Raw genomic sequence first — 24,669 nt, forward strand, 5'->3', positions numbered from 1 at the left:
TATAATCTGGCTTTTCTTTGTGAAACATGGCCTTACCTCACAAACTGTTTTCTTTTAGTATACTCCTAAACAGAGCAAAAAGCTCTTAGAAATGTAATTCCAAGAGCTTTGTCTTCAGTCTGAAAAGCCCACTAGGGCTTTTTGCTTTATTCTTATTTTATCTGCCCCCATCAGTTGTATCATAACTCCGGCCTGATAAAAAAGCGGTGGTCGTCGATGGGGATGATGCTGACCTGATTATCAAAGAATTCGGTTAGGGTTGGCAGGGTTATGATGTCTTCTTTCTTGCCTTGAGCAATGATTCTCCCTTGTTTCAGCAGCAGGACATGGTCCATCTTTTGGGTGATTTCTTCGGCGTGATGGGTGACATAGAGAACCGTAGGTGCCTTCGGCAGGTCGGTGATCCGATCGATTTGCTTGAGCAATCTTTCTCTGGCAAAGAGATCCAGCCCGACAGTGGCTTCGTCTAGGATGATGATATCCGGCTCTTCCATGAGACAGCGGGCAATCATAATCAGCTGGCGCTCTCCTTGGGATAAGGTGTGGAGCCTGCGTCCGATGAGCTTCTCACCATCTAGGCGCCTCAGCATATCTCTAGCCTCTTCCAGATCTTTCTCACCATATTCCTTGTAGAGTATGGAAGATTTGTACTTACCGGTCAAAACAGCCTGTTCAGCCACCATCTGCAGGGAGAGGCGGTCGCTGATGAAGCCTGAGACGATCCCAATTCTCTTGCGGATATTGGAGATATCTCCCTGACCGAAAGGAATGCCGAGCACCTCAATTTTTCCCTTGGTCTGATAGTATTCGGCCATGATGAGCTTGAGGAGGGTTGTCTTTCCGGAACCATTGAGTCCTAAAATCGCCCATGTCTGCCCCTTTTCAACTGTCCAATTGACATCTTTAAGCAAATCTTTTCCCTGTTTACGTAAATTAACATTTTCCATGGAAATAACAGCCATAATCAACCTCCAAAGTCTTATTAGCTTCATTATAGCACAAATTATTTGGGATTTTTTGGCCAAATAAGAGACTTTTCAACATGCAGGATAAAATTATGCTATAATGAAGGCACTATATCATTTTAGGAGAATAAATTTTAATGGAAGACCCGAGCAGTCAGAATTTGCTTTTTCAATTGCTATTACTGATTATTCTAACCTTTTTAAATGCCTTCTTTTCGGCCTCTGAGATGGCCATGGTCTCCTTAAACCGCTCTCGGGTGGAACAAAAGGCTGAAGAAGGCGATAAAAAATATATCAGACTTATTAAGGTACTGGATAAGCCCAACAATTTCTTATCCACTATACAGGTCGGTATCACCTTTATCAGCCTCTTACAGGGGGCCAGCCTGTCGGCTTCGCTGGGTAAGGTTATCGCTGGCTGGTTTGGCAATTCAGCCGCTGCCCAGACAGCAGGCAGTATTATTTCGCTGATTTTCTTGACCTATATTGCTATCGTTTTGGGGGAGCTCTATCCTAAGCGTATTGCCTTAAACCTCAAGGATAATCTGGCAGTTGTTTCGGCACCAATTATTATGGGCTTGGGCGTTCTGGTCAGCCCCTTTGTCTGGCTCCTATCAGCTTCAACCAACCTGCTCAGCCGGATAACGCCTATGACCTTTGACGATGCAGATGAGAAGATGACTCGTGACGAGATCGAGTACATGCTGACCAATAGTGAGGAGACCCTCGATCAAGAAGAAATCGAAATGCTGCAAGGGGTCTTCTCGCTGGATGAACTGATGGCGCGTGAGGTTATGGTGCATAGAACCGATGCCTTTATGGTCGACATCAATGATGACCCCCAAGACATTATCCGCGAGATTCTCAAAAAGAACTTCTCACGTATCCCCGTCTATGATGATGACAAGGACAAGGTTATCGGTCTGATTCACACCAAGAAGCTTCTAGCAGTAGGCTTTGAAAATGGTTTTGATGCCATTAATCTGCGACGTATTCTGCAAGAGCCGCTATTTGTGCCTGAGACCATTTTTGTCGACGATTTGCTCAAGGAATTGCGTCGGACGCAGAATCAGATGGCCATTCTCTTGGATGAATACGGAGGTGTCTCTGGTCTGGTGACGCTGGAGGATCTTTTGGAAGAGATCGTCGGTGATATCGATGACGAGACGGATAAGGCAGAGGTAGAGGTGCGTGAGATCGCACCAGATACCTATATCGTCCTGGGGACTATGACCCTCAATGATTTTAATGAGTATTTTGAAACTGAGCTTGAAAGTGATGATGTGGATACCATCGCTGGTTATTATCTGACTGGAGTCGGTAATATCCCTTCGCAGGAAGATAAGGAAAGCTTCCACGTAGACAGTGGCCAGCATCATCTAGAGCTGATTAATGACAAGGTTAAAGAAGGACGTGTGACCAAGGTCAAGGTGCTTGTTAGCTCAATCCAAGAAGAAATAACTGAAGATGAGTAAAAGAGATCCAGCCCTTTGTCGGTATGAATCAGACCGCAGGGTTTGCGCGCTTATATAGCGACTTGGATGTCCAAATTCAATCTTGATGACAACGATAAGTATCGCAGTTCTAAAAGGACTGCGATTTTTTAAAGCACTGCCCCTTGAAATCTTGTCGTAAATCCTATAAAATGAGAGAGCTAGATAGGAATACAAATCTGTCTTTATAGTCGCTGACAGGCCTATTGTGCTGGGCTTGTAGCTGCTTTGGCCGGTTTGATTTCTGATTGAGAGGAGAATGATGTTGATTGTATTAGCAGGCACCATTGGTGCTGGGAAGAGCTCGCTGGCCGCTGCCTTGGGAGAGCATCTGGGAACTGAGGTGTTTTATGAAGCCGTTGATAATAATCCTGTTTTGGATCTCTATTATCAGGATCCTAAAAAATACGCTTTTTTACTGCAGATTTTCTTTTTAAATAAACGCTTCCAGTCTATCAAAGAGGCCTACAAGGCGGATAACAATATTTTAGACCGGTCTATTTTTGAGGACGAACTGTTTTTAACCTTAAATTATAAAAACGGTAATGTCACTAAGACGGAATTGGATATTTATAAGGAGCTTCTGGCTAATATGCTAGAAGAGTTGGACGGCATGCCCAAGAAGCGACCTGACCTTTTAGTGTATATTGATGTTTCATTTGATAAGATGCTGGAGCGGATCAGCCAGCGCGGCCGCAGTTATGAACAGATTGCTGATAACCCCGATCTCTACGAATATTATCAGCAGGTACACGGTGAGTATCCGGATTGGTATGAAAATTATGATATCTCCCCTAAAATCCGTATCGACGGCAACAAGCTGGACTTTGTTAAAAACGAAAATGATCTCCAAACGGTCTTCGGTATGGTAGACCAAGCGCTCAAGGAGCTGGATTTACTGTGACAGTCCTAATCGTTAACACCTCACTCTAAGAGATTGAGGTGTTTTTTACTAGTATTATTGCGGTGCTCTTATCTGGATTTTTATAGCCAAAAACGTTATAATAAAGTTGCCGTTAGTAAAGCGGTTGCAAAGATATATATCGGCTGATGACAGCCGTAAGGCAGGGCTGCGAAGCCGTAGAAAAGAGATTATTATGGCAGAAGCAATAGATTACCGGCAAGTGACCGGCATGATTCATTCCACGGAAAGTTTTGGGACTGTTGATGGTCCCGGTGTGCGTTTTGTTGTTTTTATGCAGGGCTGCAAGATGCGCTGCCAATATTGCCATAACCCCGATACGTGGGAGATGGAGACCAACCAATCAACAGTGCGAACAGTTGATGATGTTCTTAATGAAGCCCTGCGTTACAAGGGCTACTGGGGCAGTCAGGGAGGAATCACCGTTTCTGGCGGTGAGGCTATGCTGCAGATTGACTTTATCACAGCTCTTTTTATCGAGGCAAAGAAACTAGGTATTCACTGTACCTTGGATACCTGTGGCTTCGCCTATCGGCCTACGCCTGAGTACCACGCTATTGTGGATAAGCTCTTAGCTGTGACTGACTTGGTTCTGCTGGATATCAAGGAGATCAATCCTCAGCAGCATATTGTCGTGACGCGCCAGCCTAATAAAAATATTTTGCTCTTTGCTAAGTACCTATCGGATAAAAAGATACCCGTCTGGATCCGTCATGTCTTGGTACCGGGACTGACAGACTTTGATGAGGACTTGATTGAACTGGGAAAATTCGTAGAAACGTTGGATAACGTCGATAAGTTTGAAATTCTCCCTTACCATACCTTGGGAGAGTTCAAATGGCGAGAATTGGGGATTCCTTACACCTTGGAAGGTGTCAAACCGCCGACCAAAGAGCGGGTACAAAATGCTAAAACGCTCATGCATACAGAAAGTTACCAAGACTATCTCAAGCGCGTTAAGCAGGCAGCTGTTGAATAAGAAAATTATATCAGAAAGCTGGGACAAAAGTTCCAGCTTTTTGATATAATAAAAAGGTCCGCTTTTAAAAGGGGCTGGCCCTTTTATACTTGAAGCAAATAAGCTTAAACGAATTAAGCTTGGAGCTGATTGCCCAGTTTCTCAATGCTGTCTAATGGATGACCAGTTCGGCAATGCCGATTAAACACTTTAGCAGGTCTTTGACTTTTCTGATGAGTTACCTAGCTGTGAGAAAAATGCAAGCCAAGACCTTTACAGGAGGCTGAGAGTAGGACAAAAATCAATAAATCTAGAACAGTGCAATGAGTCTGGACTTTTGTCCTAGACTCAATAGACTTAAGCAGTCAGTATCGATCCAAGATATACAGCATTTATGCTAGAAAGTGCCAGTTTGATTTTTAAAGCGTATGACTTAGAAAGGAATAGTAGTAATGCAAGCCTTAGAAGAAAAATTACAAGCAGATTTTGGGATTGTTTTTAAGGACAAAACACTTCTAGAAACAGCCTTTACCCACACTTCCTATGCCAACGAGCACCGCCTCCTAAACATTTCACATAACGAACGTCTGGAGTTTTTAGGAGACGCCGTTCTGCAATTATTGATTTCGCGCTATTTATTTGAAAAATACCCCAAGAAACCCGAAGGAGACTTATCAAAAATGCGCTCCATGATTGTACGGGAGGAGAGTTTAGCAGGATTTTCCCGTGACTGTGGTTTTGAAGCCTTTGTCAAACTAGGAAAAGGTGAGGAAAAATCAGGCGGTAGAGATCGCGAGACGATCCTAGGAGATTTATTCGAAGCGTTTTTGGGAGCCCTGCTCCTAGATGCAGGAGTGGAAACAGTAGAAAGTTTTCTCAATCAGGTCATGATTCCCAAGGTTGAAGTGGGTGATTTTGAGCGAGTTAAGGACTATAAGACAGCCCTGCAGGAAGCCTTGCAGGTCAAAGGCAGTGTGACCATTAGCTACCGTGTTATTAGTGAAACGGGTCCTGCTCATGATAAACTATTTAAAGTGAGTCTGTCGGTTGATGGACAGGATCTTAGCCAAGGGCAAGGTAAGTCCAAAAAATTGGCAGAGCAGGATGCTGCCAAGACGGCCCTGCTCCAACTGGGACGAGGTTAGTATGTTTCTAAAAGAGATTGAAATGCAGGGGTTCAAGTCTTTTGCGGACAAGACCCGTATTGAATTTGACCGCGGTGTGACAGCCGTGGTTGGCCCTAATGGTTCTGGTAAGTCAAATATTACGGAAAGTCTGCGCTGGGCCTTGGGGGAGTCCTCTGCTAAAAGTCTGCGCGGCGGTAAGATGCCAGACGTTATTTTTGCAGGAACTCAAGATCGCAGTCCCCTTAATTTTGCTCAGGTAACAGTCGTACTGGATAATAGCGATGGTTTCATTGCTGACAGCAGCGATGAGATTCGGGTGGAGCGTCATATCTACCGCAATGGTGACAGTGACTATCTGATTGATGGTAAAAAAGTGCGTTTGCGCGATATTCACGATTTATTCATGGATACCGGCCTTGGACGCGATTCGTTTTCGATCATCTCTCAGGGGCGCGTTGAGGCTATTTTCAACAGTCGGCCTGAAGAGCGCCGAGCTATCTTTGAAGAGGCAGCAGGCGTTCTCAAATACAAAACCCGTAAAAAAGAAACCCAAAGCAAACTGGATAAAACACAGGATAATCTGGATCGGCTGGAAGACATCATCTATGAGCTGGAAGGCCAGATTAAGCCCTTGGAAAAGCAAGCACAGACCGCCAAACAGTTTTTGGACTTAGATGACAAGCGCAAAAAACTCCAGTTAGACATCTTGATTGAAGATATTAAGGTCAATCGAGCTGAACTTGATAAGAGCAATCACCAGCTGGCTTCTGTTAAGACTGATTTAACAGCCTGCTATGAGCAGCGTAATCGTTTAGAGTCCGAAAATCAAAAGCTCAAGGAACGCCGGCAGAGCCTATCACAGAGTATGGATAAGGAACAGGCCGAGCTTTTGGAAGTTACTCGCCTTATTGCCGATTATCAGCGTCGGATTGAGGTTCTTTCTTTGGAATCCAGTCAAAAAGCTGAAAAGCAGGCGGATGCTGAAAATCGTTTGGCAGACCTGGAACAAGATAAAGAGAAGCTGCTGCAAGCCTTGTCTGAAAAGCAGCAGGAACAAGAGCAGCTGGCTGAAAAGTTAACAGTCCTCAAAAATCGCATCAGTCAATTGGAAGTCGATCTCTCTCGTTTTTCGACTGATCCCGATCAGATTATTGAAAATTTACGGGAAGAGTTTGTGGCTCTGCTGCAAAAAGAGGCAGATCTTTCCAATCGTTTAACTGCCCTGCAGGCGGATATTGAACAAGAGGAACAAGCCCAAGCTGAACAATCAGCTGAGCGGCAGCAGCTGACTGCAGACCTGACTCAGGCGAAAGAGCAAGCTCAAATAGCTCTGGCTGCTTTTGAAACTGCTAAGGGCAATGTTAAGGAGCTGCTGGATAGCTATCAAGTCCAAGTCCAGCAAGCAAGAGCAATCAGTGCTAACTACCAAGATGAGCAAGAAAAGATGTTTGCCATCATGGACAAGATAAAGGAAAAGGAAGCACGCAAGCGCAGTCTGGAAGCTATTCAGAAGAATCATAGTAATTTTTATGCCGGTGTCAAAACCGTCCTCCAGCAAGCTGATAAACTAGGCGGAATTATTGGAGCTGTTTCTGAGCATCTTTCCTTTAATCCTGACTATCAGACGGCTCTGGAAATAGCTCTGGGCGGCAGCAGTCAAAATATCATTGTAGAGGATGAAGCCGCAGCTAAGAGGGGGATTGATTTTCTCAGACGCAATCGCCAAGGGCGGGCGACCTTTTTGCCCTTGACTACGATCAAACCCCGCCACATGGCTGAACGCAATTTGGAAAACATTACCCAAGCTCAGGGCTTCCTTGGTCTTGCCAGCGACTTGGTGACCTTTGATGATAAGCTGTCCAACATCTTTCAGAATCTTCTGGGTGTTACTGCTATTTTTGATACTGTTGATCATGCCAATCAGGCAGCGCGCTCTGTCGGCTATCAGGTGCGAATGGTGACCTTGGATGGGACAGAGCTGCGCCCAGGTGGCTCCTTTTCAGGCGGTGCCAGCCGCAATAATAATACGACCTTTATCAAGCCGGAATTAGATAGCTTGACAGAAGAATTGACGGTACTCAAAAATCAGCTGGCTCAGCAGGAGACAGCTCTTGCTCAGCTTAAGACTGCCGTCAAACAAAAAGAAGAAGAACTAGCTAGTCTCAAGGAAGCCGGTGAGCAGGCACGCTTGGATGAGCAGAAAGCTGAGCTGGCCTATCAAAATCAAGCTGATCGTTTGTCCGACCTCAACCAAGTCTTTAGTGCCTTGTCTGCTAATCAAGAAGGAGAGGCTGCGGTTAATCTGATAGATGAAAAAGACAAGCTGGAAGCAGACTTAGCTGGAGTTGAAGAGCAAAAGGTACATGTCCAGGAGCAGCTGGATAAAATTAAGAATGATAAGGATACGATTACAGCTCAGGTCAATCAATTAAATGAGGAGCTGGCGCAAGCAAGACTGTCTGAGCGTGAATTAACAGGAGAAGAGCGTTTTGCTAGAAATGAGCTGAATCGCCTTAAACTGAACCTGACTGATGTCGAGAAAAATATTGACACCCTCACCCAGCAGCTAAGTACTCAGGCGAGCGACCTATCGCCAGATGAACTGCCTAAGCTAGCCAAGCAGCTGGATCAGGCCCAAGAACGCAAGACTGAGTTGGAAACCGGCCTTATTCGATTGCGGTTTGAAGTGGAAGACTGTGATGGACAGCTCGATGATATTGAAGAGCAAGTTCAAGCCGCCAGCAAGCGCAATGAAGATTTGATTAGGCGTCAGGCTCACCTTGAAGCTGAAATTGATAGCCTCTCGGATAAACTGCGCCAGTTTGCCCGCCAGCTGTCTGAGGATTATCAGATGAGTTTTGAGCAGGCCAGTCAGACAGCTAGTCCTTTGGAAGATGTGCCGGCAGCCAGGCAGCAGTTGACATCGCTTAATCGTCAAATTAAGGCGCTAGGTCCTATTAATTTGGATGCGATTGAACAGTACGATGAAGTCAGCACCCGTCTATCCTTCCTCAATGAGCAAAAATCAGATTTAGTAGATGCAAAAAACCTTCTGCTCAGTACTATCCATGATATGGATGATGAAGTTAAATCTCGTTTCAAGACGACTTTTGAAGCTATTCGTGAGAGTTTTAAGGAAACCTTTGTGCAGATGTTTGGCGGCGGTTCGGCTGACCTTGTCTTGACAGAAGGAGACTTGCTGACAGCTGGCGTAGAAATCTCTGTGCAGCCGCCGGGCAAAAAAATTCAGTCCCTCAACCTGATGTCTGGTGGAGAGAAGGCCCTGTCTGCTTTAGCCCTCCTCTTTTCCATCATTCGTGTTAAGACCATTCCGTTTGTGATCCTAGATGAGGTAGAGGCAGCATTAGATGAAGCGAATGTTAAGCGCTTTGGCGATTATCTCAACCGCTTTGATAAGGCCAGCCAGTTTATCGTGGTCACCCACCGTAAGGGGACAATGGCCGCAGCTGACAGCATCTACGGCGTCACCATGCAGGAATCCGGAGTCTCTAAAATCGTCTCCGTCAAGCTAAAGGATGCTGAAAATATGGTGGAATAGACCATCAAAAAAGCCGATTCATCGGCTTTTTTACTATAACAAACTCTCAATTTCTGAGATTAGCTCAGCTGGTTCTGATTTAGAAGCGAAGCGCCTGACAACTCTGCCTTGGCGATCAACTAAAAATTTAGCAAAATTCCACTCAATAGGCTTACCTAAAGGGCCAGTTTGCTGAGATTTAAGCCATTTATAGAGCGGGTCGGTCTGGCTGCCGTTGACCTTTATCTTGGCAAAGCGCGGAAAGGTTGTCTGGTAATTCAGCGTACAGAAATTGTTGATTTCCTCAGCTGTTCCTGGTGCCTGTCCAGCGAATTGGTTACAAGGAAAATCAAGAATTTCAAAGTCCTGATCTTTATAGCTGTCGTAGAGAGCTTGCAACCCTTCGTATTGGGGAGTCAGCCCGCAGCCCGTAGCCGTATTGACGATCAGCAAGACTTTGCCGCGATAATCACTGAGGGCAGTCAGTTCTCCGTCTTGCCTAGCAACTGTAAAATCATAGATAGTCATAAGCCACCTCCTGTATTCTTTTCCTTAGTCTATCAAAAAAGCGCGGTCCTTACCAGTTTAAAAGTAAAGAAAAAGCCGAACATAAGGTAGGTAATTCGCAAAAAATCTTTAGTTTTAGCCTTGAAAGTGATATGATAGGAAAGTACTACGCAAAGTTAAAGGAGAGGTGGTTATGGCCATAAAAAAACTCGAAGCGAGCAGCGATCAGAACATTATCAGCGAAGAAGTTCAAATTTTACAGGAACTTCTGGAAGACACCACACGTCAGATGGTCGGTAATAAGGTTTTTTCTCGCATTGAAGAGATGATTGACCTATCGACAAGGGGAGAATATGGGGATTTGGAAAAGGTTATTCAGACTGTTTCCAATGATGACATGGTAGTCATTGCCCGCTATTTCTCCATTCTGCCGCTTTTGATTAATATCTCAGAAGATGTGGATCTAGCTTATGAAGTTAACCACCAAAATAACACCGATAGAGATTATCTGGGAAAAATCTCGACAACCATTGATTTAGTAGCCCAAAAGGATAATGCACAAGAAATCCTGCAGCAGGTCAATGTTGTGCCAGTCTTGACTGCCCACCCCACCCAAGTGCAGCGCAAGACCATGCTGGAGTTGAATCAAAAGATTCACGAGCTTCTGCGCAAGCACCGCGATGTCAAGTTAGGCCTGATCAATAAGGATAAATGGTATGCGGATCTCCGTCGTTATATCGAGATCATGATGCAAACGGACATTATCCGCGAGCAAAAGCTCAAGGTAACCAATGAAATCACCAATGTCATGGAGTACTACAATAGCTCCCTGATTAAGGCCATCACTAATCTGTCATCCGAATACCAGCGTTTAGCTGCCCAGCGCGGCTTAAAGTTGGAAAATCCTAAACCCATCACTATGGGGATGTGGATCGGTGGCGACCGCGACGGCAATCCCTACGTAACAGCCGAGACTTTGCGAATTTCAGCAACCGTTCAAAGTGAGGTCATTTTAAATTACTATATTGAAAAGCTTAATACACTTTACCGCGGCTTTTCTCTTTCGACCCATCTGACGCAGACATCAGAGGCTGTTCAGCGCCTAGCCTCCCTGTCAGATGATACCTCCATCTATCGGGAGCATGAGCCCTATCGTAAGGCCTTTAGTTATATTCAATCTAAGGTTATTCAGACTCTACTGAATTTACATGCACAGGAAGCTGGTGTCCAGCTGCCTCTTGGTCAGGTCAAATCTACTAGTTTGAGCAGCAGCATTATTGCCAATTATATTCAAAATCAGGTTGGCAGTCGAGCCTCTGAACTGGCAGCCAACCAGCTTGCAGCCTATCAAAGTGCCCGAGAATTAAAAGATGATTTGTTAGCTATCCGTGATTCATTAGTAGCTAATGGCGGAGAAGCGCTCTTAACCGGAGATTTTGAGGAACTCTTGCAGGCCGTTGAGGTCTTTGGCTTTTACTTGGCTAGTATTGACATGCGACAAGACTCCAGTGTTCAGGAAGCCTGTGTGGCTGAATTGCTCAAGTCAGCGAATATTGTAGAAGATTACAGCAGCCTGTCTGAGGAGGAAAAGTGCCAAGTTCTTCTCAAAGAACTCCTAGAGGATCCGCGGCCGCTCTCTTCAACGCATGCTGAGAAATCAGACCTGCTCCAAAAGGAGTTGGCCATCTATCAAACAGCACGCGATATGAAAGATCTACTTGGGGAAGATGTCATTAAGCAGCATATTATTTCCCACACTGAAAGTGTATCTGACATGTTTGAGCTAGCTATTATGCTCAAAGAAGTCGGATTGATCGATAAAGAATCTGCCCGTGTGCAGATTGTACCGCTCTTTGAAACCATTGAGGACTTGGATAATGCCACGGCTATTATGGAAGACTATCTCTCATATGACCTTGTTAAACAATGGATTGCATCGAACGGCAACTACCAAGAAATCATGCTGGGGTATTCAGACAGTAATAAAGATGGCGGCTACCTAGCTTCCGGCTGGACCCTCTACAAGGCGCAGAATGCCTTGACTAAAATTGGTGAGGACCACGGAATTAAGATTACCTTCTTCCATGGCCGCGGTGGAACTGTAGGCCGCGGTGGCGGTCCTTCTTACGAAGCTATCACCTCCCAGCCATTTGGTTCTATCAAGGATCGCATCCGCTTAACAGAGCAGGGAGAAGTAATTGGATTTAAATATGGCAATAAAGATGCTGCCTACTATAACTTAGAAATGTTGGTATCAGCAGCTATCAACCGTATGGTTACCCGTATGATTGCTGACCCTAATGAGATTGATGGTTTCCGTGCTGACATGGATAAAATCGTAGCAGATTCCAATAGGATCTACCGTGATCTTGTTTTTGGCAATCCACATTTCTATGATTATTTCTTTGAAGCCAGCCCTATTAAAGAAGTGTCCAGTCTCAATCTCGGTTCTCGTCCAGCGGCTCGCAAAACAATTACAGAAATTTCAGGTTTGCGGGCGATTCCATGGGTTTTCTCTTGGTCTCAAAATCGTATAATGTTTCCGGGATGGTACGGTGTTGGCTCGGCTTTCAAACACTTTATTGATGCTAAAGATAGCAATTTGGAAAAACTGCGTCACATGTATAAAACTTGGCCTTTCTTTAATTCCTTGCTGTCTAATGTTGATATGGTTCTGTCGAAATCTAACATGAATATTGCCTTTCAGTATGCTCAGTTGGCTGAAAGACAGGAAGTGCGGGATGTTTTCAACATTATTTTGGACGAATGGCAGCTGACCAAAAATGTTATTTTGGCTATTGAGGGACAAGAAGAACTCCTTGCTGAGAATCCATCTCTAAAATCCAGTCTGGATGTCCGTCTACCCTACTTCAATGTCCTGAACTATATCCAAATTGAATTGATTAAACGTCTGCGTAATGAAGGACTTGATGAAGATACTGAAAAGCTAATCCATATCACGATCAATGGTATTGCTACCGGTCTGCGCAACTCAGGCTGATGCCCACAATCAAAATCAACATGAGGGACTGAACAGGTTATTGTTCAATCCCTTTTATAATAGGCTTTTTAAAGGCTTCTTAGAGGCAAAAATGGGACGTTCCGCCTTTTATTTTGTAGCTAAACGTGATATAATTCTAAGAATATGACTGTTAAGTATTGGAGAAATCATGAAAATTGATAAAAAGCACTTGCTCAATTATTCCATACTAATTCCCTATCTTGTGCTATCTGTGATCGGTTTGATTGTTGTCTACTCGACAACCAGTGTAACCTTGATTAAGTTTGGACTCAATCCCTTTAGCTCTGTTTTAAACCAAGCGGCTTTCTGGCTGGTTAGTCTTTTGGGAATTACCTTTATTTATCGCCTGAAGTTAAATTTTCTAAAAAATAAGCGCGTGTTGACAGCAGCCCTCCTCGTTGAGGTCGTTTTACTGATTGTTGCCAAGTTTTTCTCAGAGGAAATCAACGGTGCTAACGGCTGGATTTCGCTGGGCCCGATTACCTTTCAGCCGGCAGAATATCTCAAGCTGATAATGGTCTGGCTGCTAGCCTTTACCTTTTCCAGACGTCAGGGTGATATTGAGACCTACGACTATCAGGCCTTGACTCGGAGGCGCTGGTACCCGCGTTCTTTAGATGATTTAAAAGACTGGCGGATCTACTCGATGATAATGGTCGGCTTAGTCGTCATCCAGCCTGACTTGGGAAATGCGACTATTATTGTCTTGTCTGGGCTGATTATGTTTGCAGTAAGCGGGATTGGCTACCGTTGGTATATCGCTTTGGTCGGTGTCATCGTTAGTGCTTCAACGATATTCTTAGGGATCATCAAGGTCGTCGGTGTAGAGACGATGTCCAATGTGCCAATTTTTGGCTACGTTGCTAAACGTTTCAGTGCCTACTTCAATCCTTTCAAGGACTTGGCAGATTCAGGATTGCAGTTAGCCCACTCCTATTATGCGATGAGCAATGGGGGCTGGCTGGGCCGTGGACTGGGAAATTCTATCGAAAAGAATGGTTACCTGCCTGAAGCAACGACCGATTTTGTCTTTTCAATTCTAATTGAGGAAATGGGCTTTATCGGTGCTGGTCTTATTTTAGCCCTTGTCTTCTTTTTAATCTTGCGCATTATGCTGGTAGGGATCAAGGCTAAGAACCCATTTAATTCTATGATGGCTCTGGGGATTGGCGGGATGATTCTGATGCAGGTTTTTGTCAATATCGGCGGAATTTCAGGCTTGATTCCATCGACTGGCGTTACCTTTCCCTTCCTCTCACAAGGAGGAAACAGTCTCTTGCTTTTATCAGTTGCCATCGGTATCGTGCTGAATATTGACGCTAACGAAAAACGTGAGGAAATTTATCAGGAAGCAACCGAAGAGATACAAAAGGCTCAAACCCAAGAATTCAAGGTTATTAGTTGAAAGAGGAAGTGAGACATTGCATATGATGGTATATCATATGTATGTCCCAACCTCTTTTTATTATGGTTTCAGAACAGTTTTTTAATAGAGAGAAGCAGTCATAACCAGCAGTTCAACTGCAAATTAATAAGACTTTGGGCTTCTCTTGATTTCCTGATTTTAGGTGCAAGCTTCAAGGAGGGAAGAGTAGAGAGAGCAGAATTATAGACATAGCTATTTTTTAGTTGCAACTGTAGATTAAAGATGATATACTGCCCGTGAAAACGCATTCATAAAAAATACTTAATTAAGCTAGGAGGCCATAGAGATGAAAATTACAGCCGCACTTGCTAAAAAACAAGGGCAAGATTTAAAAACAGAGGAGCTTGAACTTCGTGAACCTCAAGCTGATGAGGTATTGATCAAAATCGTTGCGACCGGTATCTGCCATACAGATGCTATTGGGCGTGATTTCGGTGTCACCCCTTATCCAGTTTTACTGGGACATGAGGGAGCTGGAATCGTTGAGAAGGTTGGGGACTTTGTTACCAGTGTTGAGCCGGGAGACCATGTTGTGCTGTCTTTTGCCTACTGCGGCCACTGTGTCAACTGTTTAAGCGGTCATCCAGCCAATTGTATTCACTGTGGACCAATAAATTTTGGGGGACGTTTTTTGGACGGTACAACCCCCTTGACTCAGGAAGGTCAGCAAGTCTCTAATTTCTTTGGGCAATCGTCATTTGGAAGCTATTCTATTGCCAAAGAGAATAATGTTGTTAAGGTAGATAAAGAGGTGGATATCGCCCTTTTGGGCCCGCTAGGCTGTGGCATTCAAACCGGAAGCGGTACTGTTTTGAACCGTTTAAGACCTGAATTTGGTTCTTCAATTGTGGTTTATGGAACTGGCGCGGTTGGCTTGAGTGCCATAATGGCTGCCAAACTCATTGGCTGCAAGAACATCATCGCTGTAGATATTCATGATAATCGCTTGGCGTTAGCCAAAGATCTAGGTGCAACTCACACTATTAACAGTAAAACAGAAGACATTGTTGAAAGTGTTAAAGCCATCACAGGAGATGGTGCAGAGTATGGTGTTGATACGACAGGAGTTCCTATTGTTGTCAGATCAGCCTTACGAGCCTTGATGCCTATGGGAAATCTTGCGGTTGTTGGTTTTACGCCTGAAATGGAAATCGATATTCACAATGAAATTATGGCTGAAAGCAAGTCCTTGATTGGTGTTGTAGAAGGCGACGCTGTACCGCAAATTTTTATTCCTAGTTTAGTGGACTTCTACAAAGAAGGGCGCTTCCCATTTGATAAATTGGTTAAATTTTATGATTTTAATGAGATTAATCAAGCCTTTCTGGATTCTGCTGATGGTTCGGTCATTAAGCCTATTGTCAAAATGCCCTAGAGAGCTATCGTTAACCTAAGCAGTAGAATAAAGAGCTGGATTCCCAGGCAGTTCAGCTCTTTAATACTCCCTAAATAGGTGACGCTACCCCCTTGAGCTACTTACCTAATTTTTCTGCTTATTTGGATCGAAAGAAGTGCAAGAGATTTTTGAGCTTGCCATTCTCTTTTTTTGATAAAAAGCCTTTGACAATTATGTAAAAAGCTTGCATTTCTAAAACAATTTGATAGAATAGTAGGGTAAAGTTAGACTGTATTGCCTACCGTCTATCTATAAAATATATTTTATTGGAGGCTTTTCCTAAATGGCAAAAGAAAAATACGATCGTAGTAAACCACACGTTAACATTGGTACTATCGGACACGTTGACCATGGTAAAACTACTTTGACAGCAGCTATTACTACTGTATTGGCACGTCGTCTTCCAAGTGCTGTTAACCAGCCAAAAGACTACTCCTCAATCGATGCTGCACCAGAAGAACGCGAACGCGGTATCACTATCAACACTGCACACGTTGAGTATGAAACTGAAAAGCGTCACTATGCCCACATCGACGCTCCAGGACACGCGGACTATGTTAAAAACATGATCACCGGTGCCGCTCAAATGGACGGAGCTATCCTTGTAGTAGCATCTACTGACGGACCAATGCCACAAACTCGTGAACACATCTTGCTTTCACGCCAAGTTGGTGTTAAGAACCTTATCGTCTTCATGAACAAGGTTGACTTGGTTGACGATGAAGAATTGCTTGAATTGGTTGAAATGGAAATCCGTGACCTCTTGTCAGAATACGATTTCCCAGGTGATGATGTTCCTGTTGTTCAAGGTTCAGCACTTAAAGCCCTTGAAGGTGATACAGCTGCCGAAGACAAGATCATGGAATTGTTGGACATCGTTGATGACTACATTCCAGAACCAAAACGTGATACTGATAAGCCATTGCTTCTTCCAGTCGAAGACGTATTCTCTATCACTGGTCGTGGTACTGTTGCTTCAGGACGTATCGACCGTGGTACTGTAAAAGTTAATGACGAAGTTGAAATCGTTGGTATCAAAGACGAAATCGAAAAAGCTGTTGTTACCGGAGTTGAAATGTTCCGTAAACAGCTTGACGAAGGTCTTGCTGGTGATAACGTTGGTGTGCTTCTTCGTGGTATCCAACGTGACGAAATCGAACGTGGTCAAGTATTGGCTGAACCAGGTTCAATCCACCCACACACTAAGTTTAAAGGTGAAGTTTACATCCTTTCTAAAGATGAAGGTGGACGTCATACACCATTCTTCAACAACTACCGTCCACAGTTCTACTTCCGTACAACTGACGTAACTGGTTCAATCGAATTGCCAGCAGGTACTGAAATGGTTATGCCTGGTGATAACGTTACTATCGACGTTGAATTGATCCACCCAATCGCCGTTGAACAAGGTACTACCTTCTCTATCCGTGAAGGTGGACGTACTGTTGGTTCAGGTATCGTTTCAGAAATCGAAGCTTAAGCGATTAAGTTCCCGTTAAAACGATTAAAAGTCAGACAATGAAAAAGCTAGTGGCCCCTTGGGTACTGGCTTTTTCTATGCTATAATGGACTAAATAATTTTTAGGAGAATCCTGTATATGAAGACACCTTTTGTCAGCAAAAACCAATTAGACCAGATTACAAAAGAATTTCCAACCCCCTTTCATCTTTACGATGAAAAAGGAATCCGTGAAACAGCGCGAGCTGTGAATAAGGCCTTTGCTTGGAATCTTGGTTTTAAGGAGTATTTTGCGGTTAAGGCAACCCCTAACCCTAGTATTTTGAAAATCTTACAAGAGGAGGGCTGCGGTGTCGACTGTGCAACTGATGTCGAACTAATGATGGCTCATAAGCTAGGGTTTAAAGACATTAGCTTTACCTCCAATGATACTAAAGCGCAGGAATTTGTCTATGCCCGCCAGACTGGTGCCATGATCAATTTGGATGCTTATGAGCATATTGCTTTCTTAGAAGAGGTCGCCGGTTTACCTGAAACGGTCTCTCTTCGCTACAATCCCGGCGGTGTCTTCTCGCTTGGGACTGATATTATGGACCACCCAGAAGATTCTAAATTCGGGATGACCAAGAATCAACTTTTGCAAGGCTATAAAGATTTGAAGGCCAAAGGCGTTAAAAATTTTGGTCTCCATGCCTTTCTAGCGTCGAATACCGTTACTAACGACTACTATCCAACCTTGGCTGGGCAGTTATTTGAATTAGCTTTGGAAATTAGGGAAGTAGCAGGGGTTGAACTCAGTTTTATCAATCTATCTGGTGGTGTCGGTGTCGATTATACGCCGGCTGATAAGCAGAATGATATCGCTGCTATCGGTGAGGGTGTCCGTGCGAAATTTGAAGATATCCTTGTTCCCAACGCGCTGGGGCATGTTAAAATTTTTACGGAACTCGGCCGTTTTATGCTAGCGCCGCATGGTCACCTTGTTACCAAGGTGCTCCACCTCAAGGATACTTATCGCCACTATGTCGGTGTTGATGCCAGCGCCGTTAACCTCCTGCGTCCTGCCATGTACGATGCTTATCATCATATCACGAATATCAGTAATCCTGATGGGGCGCCCGAAGTGGTAGATGTGGTTGGCTCTCTTTGTGAAAATAATGATAAGTTCGCTAAGCAGCGTGAACTAGCACAAGCCCGCGTCGGTGATCTGCTGATTATCCATGATACAGGTGCTCATGGGTTCTCTATGGGCTATCAGTACAATGGCCGCCTGCGTTCAGCTGAGATTCTTTTACAGGAAAACGGCAAAGCTAAAATGATCCGCCGTGCAGAAAGACCAGAAGATTATTTTGCTACCCTTTATGGTTTTGGCTTAGATGAAGACGAATAATAAGCCGAAACCCTAAAATAATGTAACTCTCGTCCTATTGAAGGCGAGAGTTTTTGTTTTAACCTTATCTTCCTGCCATGCAGGTCCGAGTAGTTAATGACACTGGGAGAGTGGCCTAATAGATAAAGAGCTGGGTAAGTTTGTTCTATGTCTGTCCGTTGTCAAGGTCAGGGCTTTCTGGTATAATGAGGTGAGTAAAAAATTTCTAGGAGTTATACAAACATGGCACTTTGGTTAGCTATTTTATTGATTGCTGTTGCCCTAATGGGTGGTGTTTTATTAGGGGCTTACTTGGCTCGCCGCCAATTTACAAAGGAAATTGCTGAATACCCACGTTTGACACCGGATGCGATCCGTGAGATGATGAGCTCTATGGGGCAAAAGCCAAATGAGGCAAAAATCCAACAAACCTACCGCAATATCGTTAAGCAGTCAAAAGCAGCAGCGAATAAGAAAAAATAAGTATGAAAAGGAGAGGTTGGAAGGTATTTCTTCCAGCCTTTAATACTGTCAAAAATTCAGTCCGTATTTTTATGTACCGACGAAAATAGATTGTATCAGGATTCAAAGTAGCAGGGGCAAAAAAAGGATTCAGCAGATGGAGTGTTTGCCCGTCAATAGGAAGTGAAAGATGGATAATAGACCTATTGGTTTTTTAGATTCTGGTGTGGGTGGCCTGACGGTAGTTCGTGAGCTGATGCGCCAGCTTCCCCATGAGGAGATTGTTTATATTGGTGATTCGGCTAGGGCTCCCTATGGCCCCAGACCGGCTGAACAGATTCGGGAGTATACTTGGCAGTTGGTGAATTTTCTGCTGACCAAGGATGTCAAAATGATTGTTATGGCCTGCAATACAGCGACGGCTGTTGTTTGGGAAGAAGTCAAGCAAGAGCTGGATATCCCTGTCTTAGGAGTCGTTCTACCGGGTTCCAGTGCAGCAATTAAATCCACGACATCTGACAGAATTGGTGTTATTGGGACACCGATGACGGTCAAGTCAGATATCTACCGTCAGAAAATTATGGACCTAGCACCGCAGATGCAGGTTACAACCCTAGCTTGTCCCAAGTTCACCCCGCTCGTAGAGTCCAATCAAATGAATTCTAGCGTGGCCAAAAAGATTGTTTATGAAACCTTGGCCCCCTTAGTTGGAAAGGTTGATACTCTGATACTGGGCTGCACCCATTATCCATTGTTGCGGGGAATTATCCAAAATGTTATGGGACCATCAGTTAAGCTGATTGACAGTGGAGCAGAAACTATCCGTGATGTCTCTGTTCTTCTCAATTATTTCCAGCTCAATCGCAGCCGTGAAGCCGCTCTTGGTCATCACCGTTTTTATACGACAGCCAGTATTGATTCCTTTAAGGAAATCGCTGAGAATTGGCTGGGACAGGATTTAAATGTGGAGCATATCAAATTATGACTGATAAAATTTATGAATATAAAGACGACCATAATTGGTTTGTCGGTAAATGGAGCAACGTTTCCAACATTTATAGTCTAGGTGCCCAAGATGAGTTCACTCAGATTGAGCATGACTTGGCTGGCCTAGTAAGAGAAAAAGGGGGATTCGACATTTGCGTTCTGCGTCTGTCCTCTGATTTTCGCTTGCTGGCCTTCATCGTTGAAATGATTAATGAAGAACTAGGGCGCCAGTTTGAAGTCAGCCAGCATAAGGAGGCTGTTCTCATAACTGAAAATGGAATTTTGCAGCTTGTGCACCTGCCTAAGTCTGGTGTAGCTGTATCTGACTTTTTTGATCAAGAGGCTGGAGGACAACAGCCTAGGGATACCATCCTTATTGCGACCCGTAATGAGGGCAAGACCCGCGAATTTCGTGAATTATTTAAAGAGTTAGGTCTTGGGGTTGAAAATCTCAACGACTACCCTGATCTGCCAGATGTAGCTGAAACAGGGACATCATTTGAAGAAAATGCTCGCTTGAAAGCAGAGACCATTTCAGAGCTGACCGGTAAGATGGTCTTAGCAGATGATTCTGGCCTTAAGGTTGATGCGTTAGGTGGCTTGCCTGGTGTCTGGTCCGCGCGTTTTTCAGGTCCTGATGCGACAGACAACAGCAACAATGCTAAACTGCTACACGAGTTGGCCATGGTCTTTGAGAAAAAAGACCGGACAGCCCAGTTTCATACAACTCTGGTCGTTGCAGCTCCTCATCGCAGCAGTCTGGTTGTTGCAGCGGATTGGCCCGGCTATATCGGTGTGGAAGCCAAAGGCAGCAATGGCTTTGGCTACGATCCTCTCTTTTTGGTCGGAGAGACTGACAAAACAGCTGCAGAGCTAACATCAGAAGAAAAAAATGCGCAATCCCACCGAGGACAGGCCGTTAAGAAATTAATGGAGGTATTTCCAACATGGCAAAAAACACAATCATAGTCATGAGTGATTCTCATGGCGACCGTGGTATTGTCGAGGATATAAAAAACCACTATCAGGGGCGGGTTGACGCTATCTTTCATAATGGCGATTCTGAGCTGCCTTCCAGTGATGAGATCTGGACAGGAATTAGGGTTGTTCGGGGAAACTGTGACTACGACAGCGGTTATCCCGATACCTTGGTAACAGAACTGGATAATGCGAGAATTGCTCAGACCCACGGCCATCTTTACGGCATCAATTTTTCTTGGGATCGCCTAGACTTCTGGGCTCAAGAAGAAGATGCTGACATTTGCCTCTATGGCCACCTGCATCGGGCAAGTGCTTGGCGTAATGGCAAAACTGTCTTTGTCAATCCCGGATCTGTTTTACAACCGCGGGGGGAAATCACAGAGAAGCTCTATGCTAAAATTGAAATTTCAGAGGCGCTTATCAAAGTGAGTTATTACACCCGCGACCACCAGCTCTATCCAAGCTTAACACAGGAATTTGAACGATGATAGCGAAAGAATTTGAAGACTTCCTTACCCCTTTTCAAGAGGACTACCTGACACCAGCAGAGGATCTGGCCCTAGTCATGTCTAATCATAAGGCGGGACATGTTATGCTGCTTTTGACGAGAAATGGCTATTCCAGAATCCCTGTTATGTCGACAGATAAGCGCTATATGGGGACAATTTCGATGTCGGATATTTTGTCCTATCAATCTCAAAATGCTCTTACTGATCAGACCTTGGCTGAGATTGAAGTCATTGAAATGCTCAATCATAAGATTGAGATCCTATCAGACCCAACTGACTTGACAGAGATTTTGCATAAGGTAGTTGACTTTCCGTTTTTGCCAGTCGTTGATGACCAAGGTATTTTCCTAGGAATTATTACCCGCAAAAAGGTGCTGAAATCCATAAACAGTCTATTGCATAATTTTACACAGGAGTATCAGATTGAGCCACTTGATGGAGCAGATTAGCCATTTTATTGCTAGTAAACCTCTTTCGGAAAATTCCCGTAAGTCTTATTACTATGACCTGCAGCAGTTCTGCCGGCTGATCAATGGACAGCTGTCTTCTAGTAAATTAAGACTCTACGAACAATCACTGGCTGGGCTGAAAGTTTCTGCGCGCAAGCGTAAACTATCAGCAGTCAATCAATTTTTACTCTATCTTTATGAAGAAGGTCAGATAGAGACCTATTACCGCTTAAAAAATCGTGAGAAACGCCGTCCTCAGCCAACGAAGCAGGAGCTTTTAGACTTATCTGAGTTCTACCAAGCTGAGGCAAGCTCTGGGAAATGGCTGGCTCTTTTGATGCTGGAATTGGGACTGTCTCCTAATGAGATTGCGGGAATCAAAGTGAGCGACTGTGATGTAGATTTTGAGGTCGTTAGGATAAACAAGGGAGAGCAAGTCAGAGTAATCCCTCTGCCAATGGGTCTGCTCCCATTGTTTGAAAATGTGGCTGGACAGACTTATCTCTTTGACCATAAAGGGCAGCCCTATTCACGTCAGTGGTTTTTTAACCAGCTCAATCGTTTTTTGGCGGACACAGGTCATCCCGATCTGACGGCGCAAAAACTACGAGAACAGTATATCTTAAGAGAGGTAGCGCAGGGAACCTCTCTGCTGGATTTGACTAAAAAATTAGGACTGAAAACATCTTTGACATTGGAGCGCTACTACAGGAATGGATATTAAGTTAAAAGATTTTGAGGGCCCCTTAGACTTGCTGCTGCACCTAGTTTCAAAATATGAAATGGATATTTATGATGTGCCCATTGTGGAGGTCATCGAGCAGTATCTGGCCTATATTTCCACCTTGCAGGCCATGCGGTTGGAAGTGGCCGGTGAATATATGGTTATGGCCAGTCAGCTCATGTTGATTAAGAGCCGCAAGCTTCTGCCAAAAGTGGTAGAAGAAACGCCACTGGAAGAAGATCCGGAGCAAGAACTGCTCAGTCAGTTGGAGGAGTACCAAAGATATAAGGAGCTCAGTCAGGAATTAGCTGCCCAGCATGACATTAGGGCTCGTTTTTTCTCCAAGCCCAAGCAAGAACTGATTTACGAGGATCTTGCTCTGTCACATGACAAGACAACGCTGGACTTGTATCTAGCTTTTTCGAAGGTTATGGCCGCCAAACAGGAAGAAATAAAAAATAGCCATACGACTATTGAACGAGATGATTATAGGATTGAAGATATGATGGTCTTGGTTTCAACCCGTCTAGCGGGTCACAAATCTGTCGAACTGGGGGAAATCTTCTCAGAAGCTCAGTCTCTGAATGAGGTTATCACCATCTTTTTAGCCACTCTAGAACTGATTAAGGTCGGTCGGATTCAAGCCCGACAAGCTGAGAATTTTGGACAGGTCACCTTAATTAGCATGGAAGGAGAGCAGACTTAATGTCTTATTTAGCACAAATGGAAGCCCTGCTCTTTGTGGCGGGAGAAGATGGCCTCAGCCTTCGCAATCTGGCCAGTTTACTGGATATCTCAGCTACGGCAGTCAGCCAGCAGTTGGAAAAATTATCGCAAAAATATGAAGCGGACACCGATTCGGCTCTCTGTCTGTTAGAATCCTCCAATACCTATAAAATTGTGACTAAGGAGACCTATGCTGACCTTCTGCGTCAGTATGCAAAAGCGCCTATTAACCAAAGTTTGTCTCGTGCCAGTTTAGAGGTTTTGTCTATTATTGCCTACAAGCAGCCTATTACTCGGGTTGAAGTGGACAGCATCCGCGGTGTTAATTCCAGTGGAGCTATTTCTAAGTTGCAAGCCTTCGGTTTGATTCAGGAAGTCGGCAAGAAGGATGTTATCGGCCGGCCCAACCTCTATGCGACCACTGATTATTTCTTGGATTATATGGGAATCAACAGCTTGGATGAGCTGGTTGATGCCTCTGCGATCGAATTAGTGGATCAGGAAATGACCCTCTTTAGTGAGGAAGATATTTAAAACAGAAAGAAAATCATGAGAATTAACAAATACATTGCCCACGCTGGTATAGCCAGTCGCAGAAAAGCAGAAGAGCTGATTAAAAAAGGTCTGGTTAGTATCAATGGTCAAACAGTGACAGAGTTGGCTACCAATGTCAAAAATGGTGATTTAGTCGAAGTTTCCGGCCAGCCTATCTATAATGAAGAGAAGGTATACTACCTCCTAAACAAGCCTCGGGGTGTGATTTCTAGCGTCTCAGATGATAAGGGACGTAAGACCGTCATCGACCTTCTGCCAGATGTCAAGGAGCGCATTTACCCTGTTGGTCGGCTGGATTGGGATACGACTGGCCTCTTAATCTTGACCAATGATGGTGATTTTACCGACGAGATGATCCACCCTCGAAATGAGATTGACAAGGTCTATCTGGCACGGGTCAAGGGCATTGCGACTAAAGAAAATCTGCGTCCCCTGACACGAGGCGTGGTGATCGATGGCAAGAAAACAGGGTCTGCCCGCTACAATATTATCAAGGTTGAACCTGATAAGAATCGTTCGGTCGTTGAGCTGACTATCCATGAAGGTCGCAACCATCAGGTTAAAAAGATGTTCGAGGCTGTGGGGCTTCTGGTGGATAAGTTGTCTCGAACACGGTTTGGAACGCTGGATTTAAGAGGGCTACGTCCGGGAGAATCCCGCCGCCTTAATAAAAAAGAAATCAGCCAGCTCCACAATGCGGCTGTTACAAAGAACAAATGAAGAAACTCTTGATCGCCCCGATTCGCCTCTATCAGCGTTACATCTCACCTCTCACTCCTCCTTCCTGCCGCTATCGTCCTACCTGCTCCAACTATATGATTGAAGCTATCGAAAAGCACGGTCTTCTGGGTGTACTCATGGGATTTGCCCGCATCCTGCGCTGCCATCCTTTCGTCGAAGGCGGTGATGATCCTGTGCCCGATCATTTTAGTTTAAGAAGAAATCACAAGTCTCAGAAGTAGAGACTTGTCAGACTGAAGACAAAGCTCTTGGAATTACATTTCTAAGAGCTTTTTGCTCTGTTTAGGAGTATACTAAAAGAAAACAGTTTGTGAGGTAAGGCCATGTTTCACAAAGAAAAGCCAGATTATAAC

The 24,669-nt window shown here is 44.4% G+C and carries 22 protein-coding genes; 20 read left to right on the plus strand and 2 right to left on the minus strand.

Annotated elements, in window-relative coordinates:
• Positions 1–179: 179 nt before the first annotated feature.
• The gene (locus AC4HAL_RS10295) at positions 180–962 is read right to left on the minus strand and encodes an ABC transporter ATP-binding protein (RefSeq protein WP_491094084.1); all 783 of its coding nucleotides are present in this window, start codon (positions 960–962) and stop codon (positions 180–182) included.
• Between the two features lie 140 nt (positions 963–1,102).
• Here AC4HAL_RS10295 and AC4HAL_RS10300 point away from each other — a divergent pair, with 140 nt between their 5' ends.
• The 5 genes from AC4HAL_RS10300 (at position 1,103) to smc (ending at position 9,024) form a co-directional block, all read left to right on the plus strand.
• Positions 1,103–2,440: a hemolysin family protein gene (locus AC4HAL_RS10300; protein ID WP_491094085.1), complete on the plus strand. Its 1,338-nt coding sequence runs from the start codon at positions 1,103–1,105 to the stop codon at positions 2,438–2,440.
• Positions 2,441–2,720: 280 nt separating this feature from the next.
• Entirely contained in the window at positions 2,721–3,362 is a 642-nt protein-coding gene (locus AC4HAL_RS10305) for a deoxynucleoside kinase (protein ID WP_491094101.1), read from the plus strand.
• A 190-nt stretch (positions 3,363–3,552) separates the two neighbouring features.
• Complete coding sequence (gene pflA / locus AC4HAL_RS10310) at positions 3,553–4,359, plus strand: pyruvate formate-lyase-activating protein (RefSeq protein ID WP_491094102.1); 807 nt, start codon at positions 3,553–3,555, stop codon at positions 4,357–4,359.
• A gap of 431 nt (positions 4,360–4,790) precedes the next feature.
• Positions 4,791–5,483 (plus strand): ribonuclease III, encoded by a 693-nt coding sequence (gene rnc / locus AC4HAL_RS10315; RefSeq protein WP_491094086.1) that lies wholly within the window; start codon positions 4,791–4,793, stop codon positions 5,481–5,483.
• Position 5,484: 1 nt separating this feature from the next.
• Complete coding sequence (gene smc, locus AC4HAL_RS10320; RefSeq protein WP_491094087.1) at positions 5,485–9,024, plus strand: chromosome segregation protein SMC; 3,540 nt, start codon at positions 5,485–5,487, stop codon at positions 9,022–9,024.
• Positions 9,025–9,057: 33 nt separating this feature from the next.
• Here smc and AC4HAL_RS10325 read toward each other — a convergent pair whose 3' ends face one another.
• Positions 9,058–9,531 carry a glutathione peroxidase gene (locus AC4HAL_RS10325; RefSeq protein WP_491094088.1) on the minus strand — a complete coding sequence of 158 codons (474 nt, stop codon included), beginning with the start codon at positions 9,529–9,531 and terminating at the stop codon, positions 9,058–9,060.
• 172 nt (positions 9,532–9,703) lie between these two features.
• On the opposite strand from AC4HAL_RS10325, the gene ppc reads away from it, so the two are divergent.
• The 15 genes from ppc (at position 9,704) to yidD (ending at position 24,537) form a co-directional block, all read left to right on the plus strand.
• On the plus strand, positions 9,704–12,511 hold the full coding sequence (ppc, locus tag AC4HAL_RS10330; RefSeq protein ID WP_491094089.1) for a phosphoenolpyruvate carboxylase: 2,808 nt from the start codon (positions 9,704–9,706) through the stop codon (positions 12,509–12,511).
• 169 nt (positions 12,512–12,680) lie between these two features.
• On the plus strand, positions 12,681–13,937 hold the full coding sequence (gene ftsW / locus AC4HAL_RS10335) for a cell division peptidoglycan polymerase FtsW (protein ID WP_447451494.1): 1,257 nt from the start codon (positions 12,681–12,683) through the stop codon (positions 13,935–13,937).
• A 307-nt stretch (positions 13,938–14,244) separates the two neighbouring features.
• Complete coding sequence (locus AC4HAL_RS10340; RefSeq protein WP_491094090.1) at positions 14,245–15,333, plus strand: NAD(P)-dependent alcohol dehydrogenase; 1,089 nt, start codon at positions 14,245–14,247, stop codon at positions 15,331–15,333.
• A gap of 304 nt (positions 15,334–15,637) precedes the next feature.
• On the plus strand, positions 15,638–16,834 hold the full coding sequence (gene tuf, locus AC4HAL_RS10345) for an elongation factor Tu (protein WP_491094091.1): 1,197 nt from the start codon (positions 15,638–15,640) through the stop codon (positions 16,832–16,834).
• 118 nt (positions 16,835–16,952) lie between these two features.
• Complete coding sequence (locus AC4HAL_RS10350) at positions 16,953–18,203, plus strand: diaminopimelate decarboxylase (RefSeq protein ID WP_491094092.1); 1,251 nt, start codon at positions 16,953–16,955, stop codon at positions 18,201–18,203.
• Between the two features lie 222 nt (positions 18,204–18,425).
• Positions 18,426–18,665 (plus strand): YneF family protein, encoded by a 240-nt coding sequence (locus AC4HAL_RS10355; RefSeq protein WP_447451490.1) that lies wholly within the window; start codon positions 18,426–18,428, stop codon positions 18,663–18,665.
• A gap of 169 nt (positions 18,666–18,834) precedes the next feature.
• Positions 18,835–19,629 carry a glutamate racemase gene (gene racE, locus AC4HAL_RS10360; protein ID WP_491094093.1) on the plus strand — a complete coding sequence of 265 codons (795 nt, stop codon included), beginning with the start codon at positions 18,835–18,837 and terminating at the stop codon, positions 19,627–19,629.
• A complete protein-coding gene (locus AC4HAL_RS10365) occupies positions 19,626–20,600 on the plus strand; it encodes a nucleoside-triphosphate diphosphatase (RefSeq protein WP_491094094.1) in 975 nt (324 codons plus the stop codon). The genes racE and AC4HAL_RS10365 overlap by 4 nt, the downstream gene beginning before the upstream one ends.
• Positions 20,579–21,100 carry a metallophosphoesterase gene (locus AC4HAL_RS10370; RefSeq protein ID WP_491094095.1) on the plus strand — a complete coding sequence of 174 codons (522 nt, stop codon included), beginning with the start codon at positions 20,579–20,581 and terminating at the stop codon, positions 21,098–21,100. The genes AC4HAL_RS10365 and AC4HAL_RS10370 overlap by 22 nt, the downstream gene beginning before the upstream one ends.
• Positions 21,097–21,570 carry a cyclic-di-AMP-binding protein CbpB gene (gene cbpB, locus AC4HAL_RS10375; protein WP_491094096.1) on the plus strand — a complete coding sequence of 158 codons (474 nt, stop codon included), beginning with the start codon at positions 21,097–21,099 and terminating at the stop codon, positions 21,568–21,570. The genes AC4HAL_RS10370 and cbpB overlap by 4 nt, the downstream gene beginning before the upstream one ends.
• Entirely contained in the window at positions 21,554–22,294 is a 741-nt protein-coding gene (xerD, locus tag AC4HAL_RS10380) for a site-specific tyrosine recombinase XerD (RefSeq protein WP_491094103.1), read from the plus strand. The genes cbpB and xerD overlap by 17 nt, the downstream gene beginning before the upstream one ends.
• Entirely contained in the window at positions 22,284–23,000 is a 717-nt protein-coding gene (locus tag AC4HAL_RS10385; protein WP_491094097.1) for a segregation/condensation protein A, read from the plus strand. Before xerD ends, AC4HAL_RS10385 begins: the two co-directional genes overlap by 11 nt.
• On the plus strand, positions 23,000–23,554 hold the full coding sequence (gene scpB, locus AC4HAL_RS10390; protein WP_491094098.1) for an SMC-Scp complex subunit ScpB: 555 nt from the start codon (positions 23,000–23,002) through the stop codon (positions 23,552–23,554). The genes AC4HAL_RS10385 and scpB overlap by 1 nt, the downstream gene beginning before the upstream one ends.
• Before the next feature lie 15 nt (positions 23,555–23,569).
• Complete coding sequence (locus AC4HAL_RS10395) at positions 23,570–24,295, plus strand: pseudouridine synthase (protein WP_491094099.1); 726 nt, start codon at positions 23,570–23,572, stop codon at positions 24,293–24,295.
• Entirely contained in the window at positions 24,292–24,537 is a 246-nt protein-coding gene (gene yidD / locus AC4HAL_RS10400) for a membrane protein insertion efficiency factor YidD (RefSeq protein WP_491094100.1), read from the plus strand. Before AC4HAL_RS10395 ends, yidD begins: the two co-directional genes overlap by 4 nt.
• Positions 24,538–24,669 lie beyond the last annotated feature (132 nt).

The sequence above is a fragment of the Streptococcus sp. ELY_125 genome (assembly GCF_058314535.1).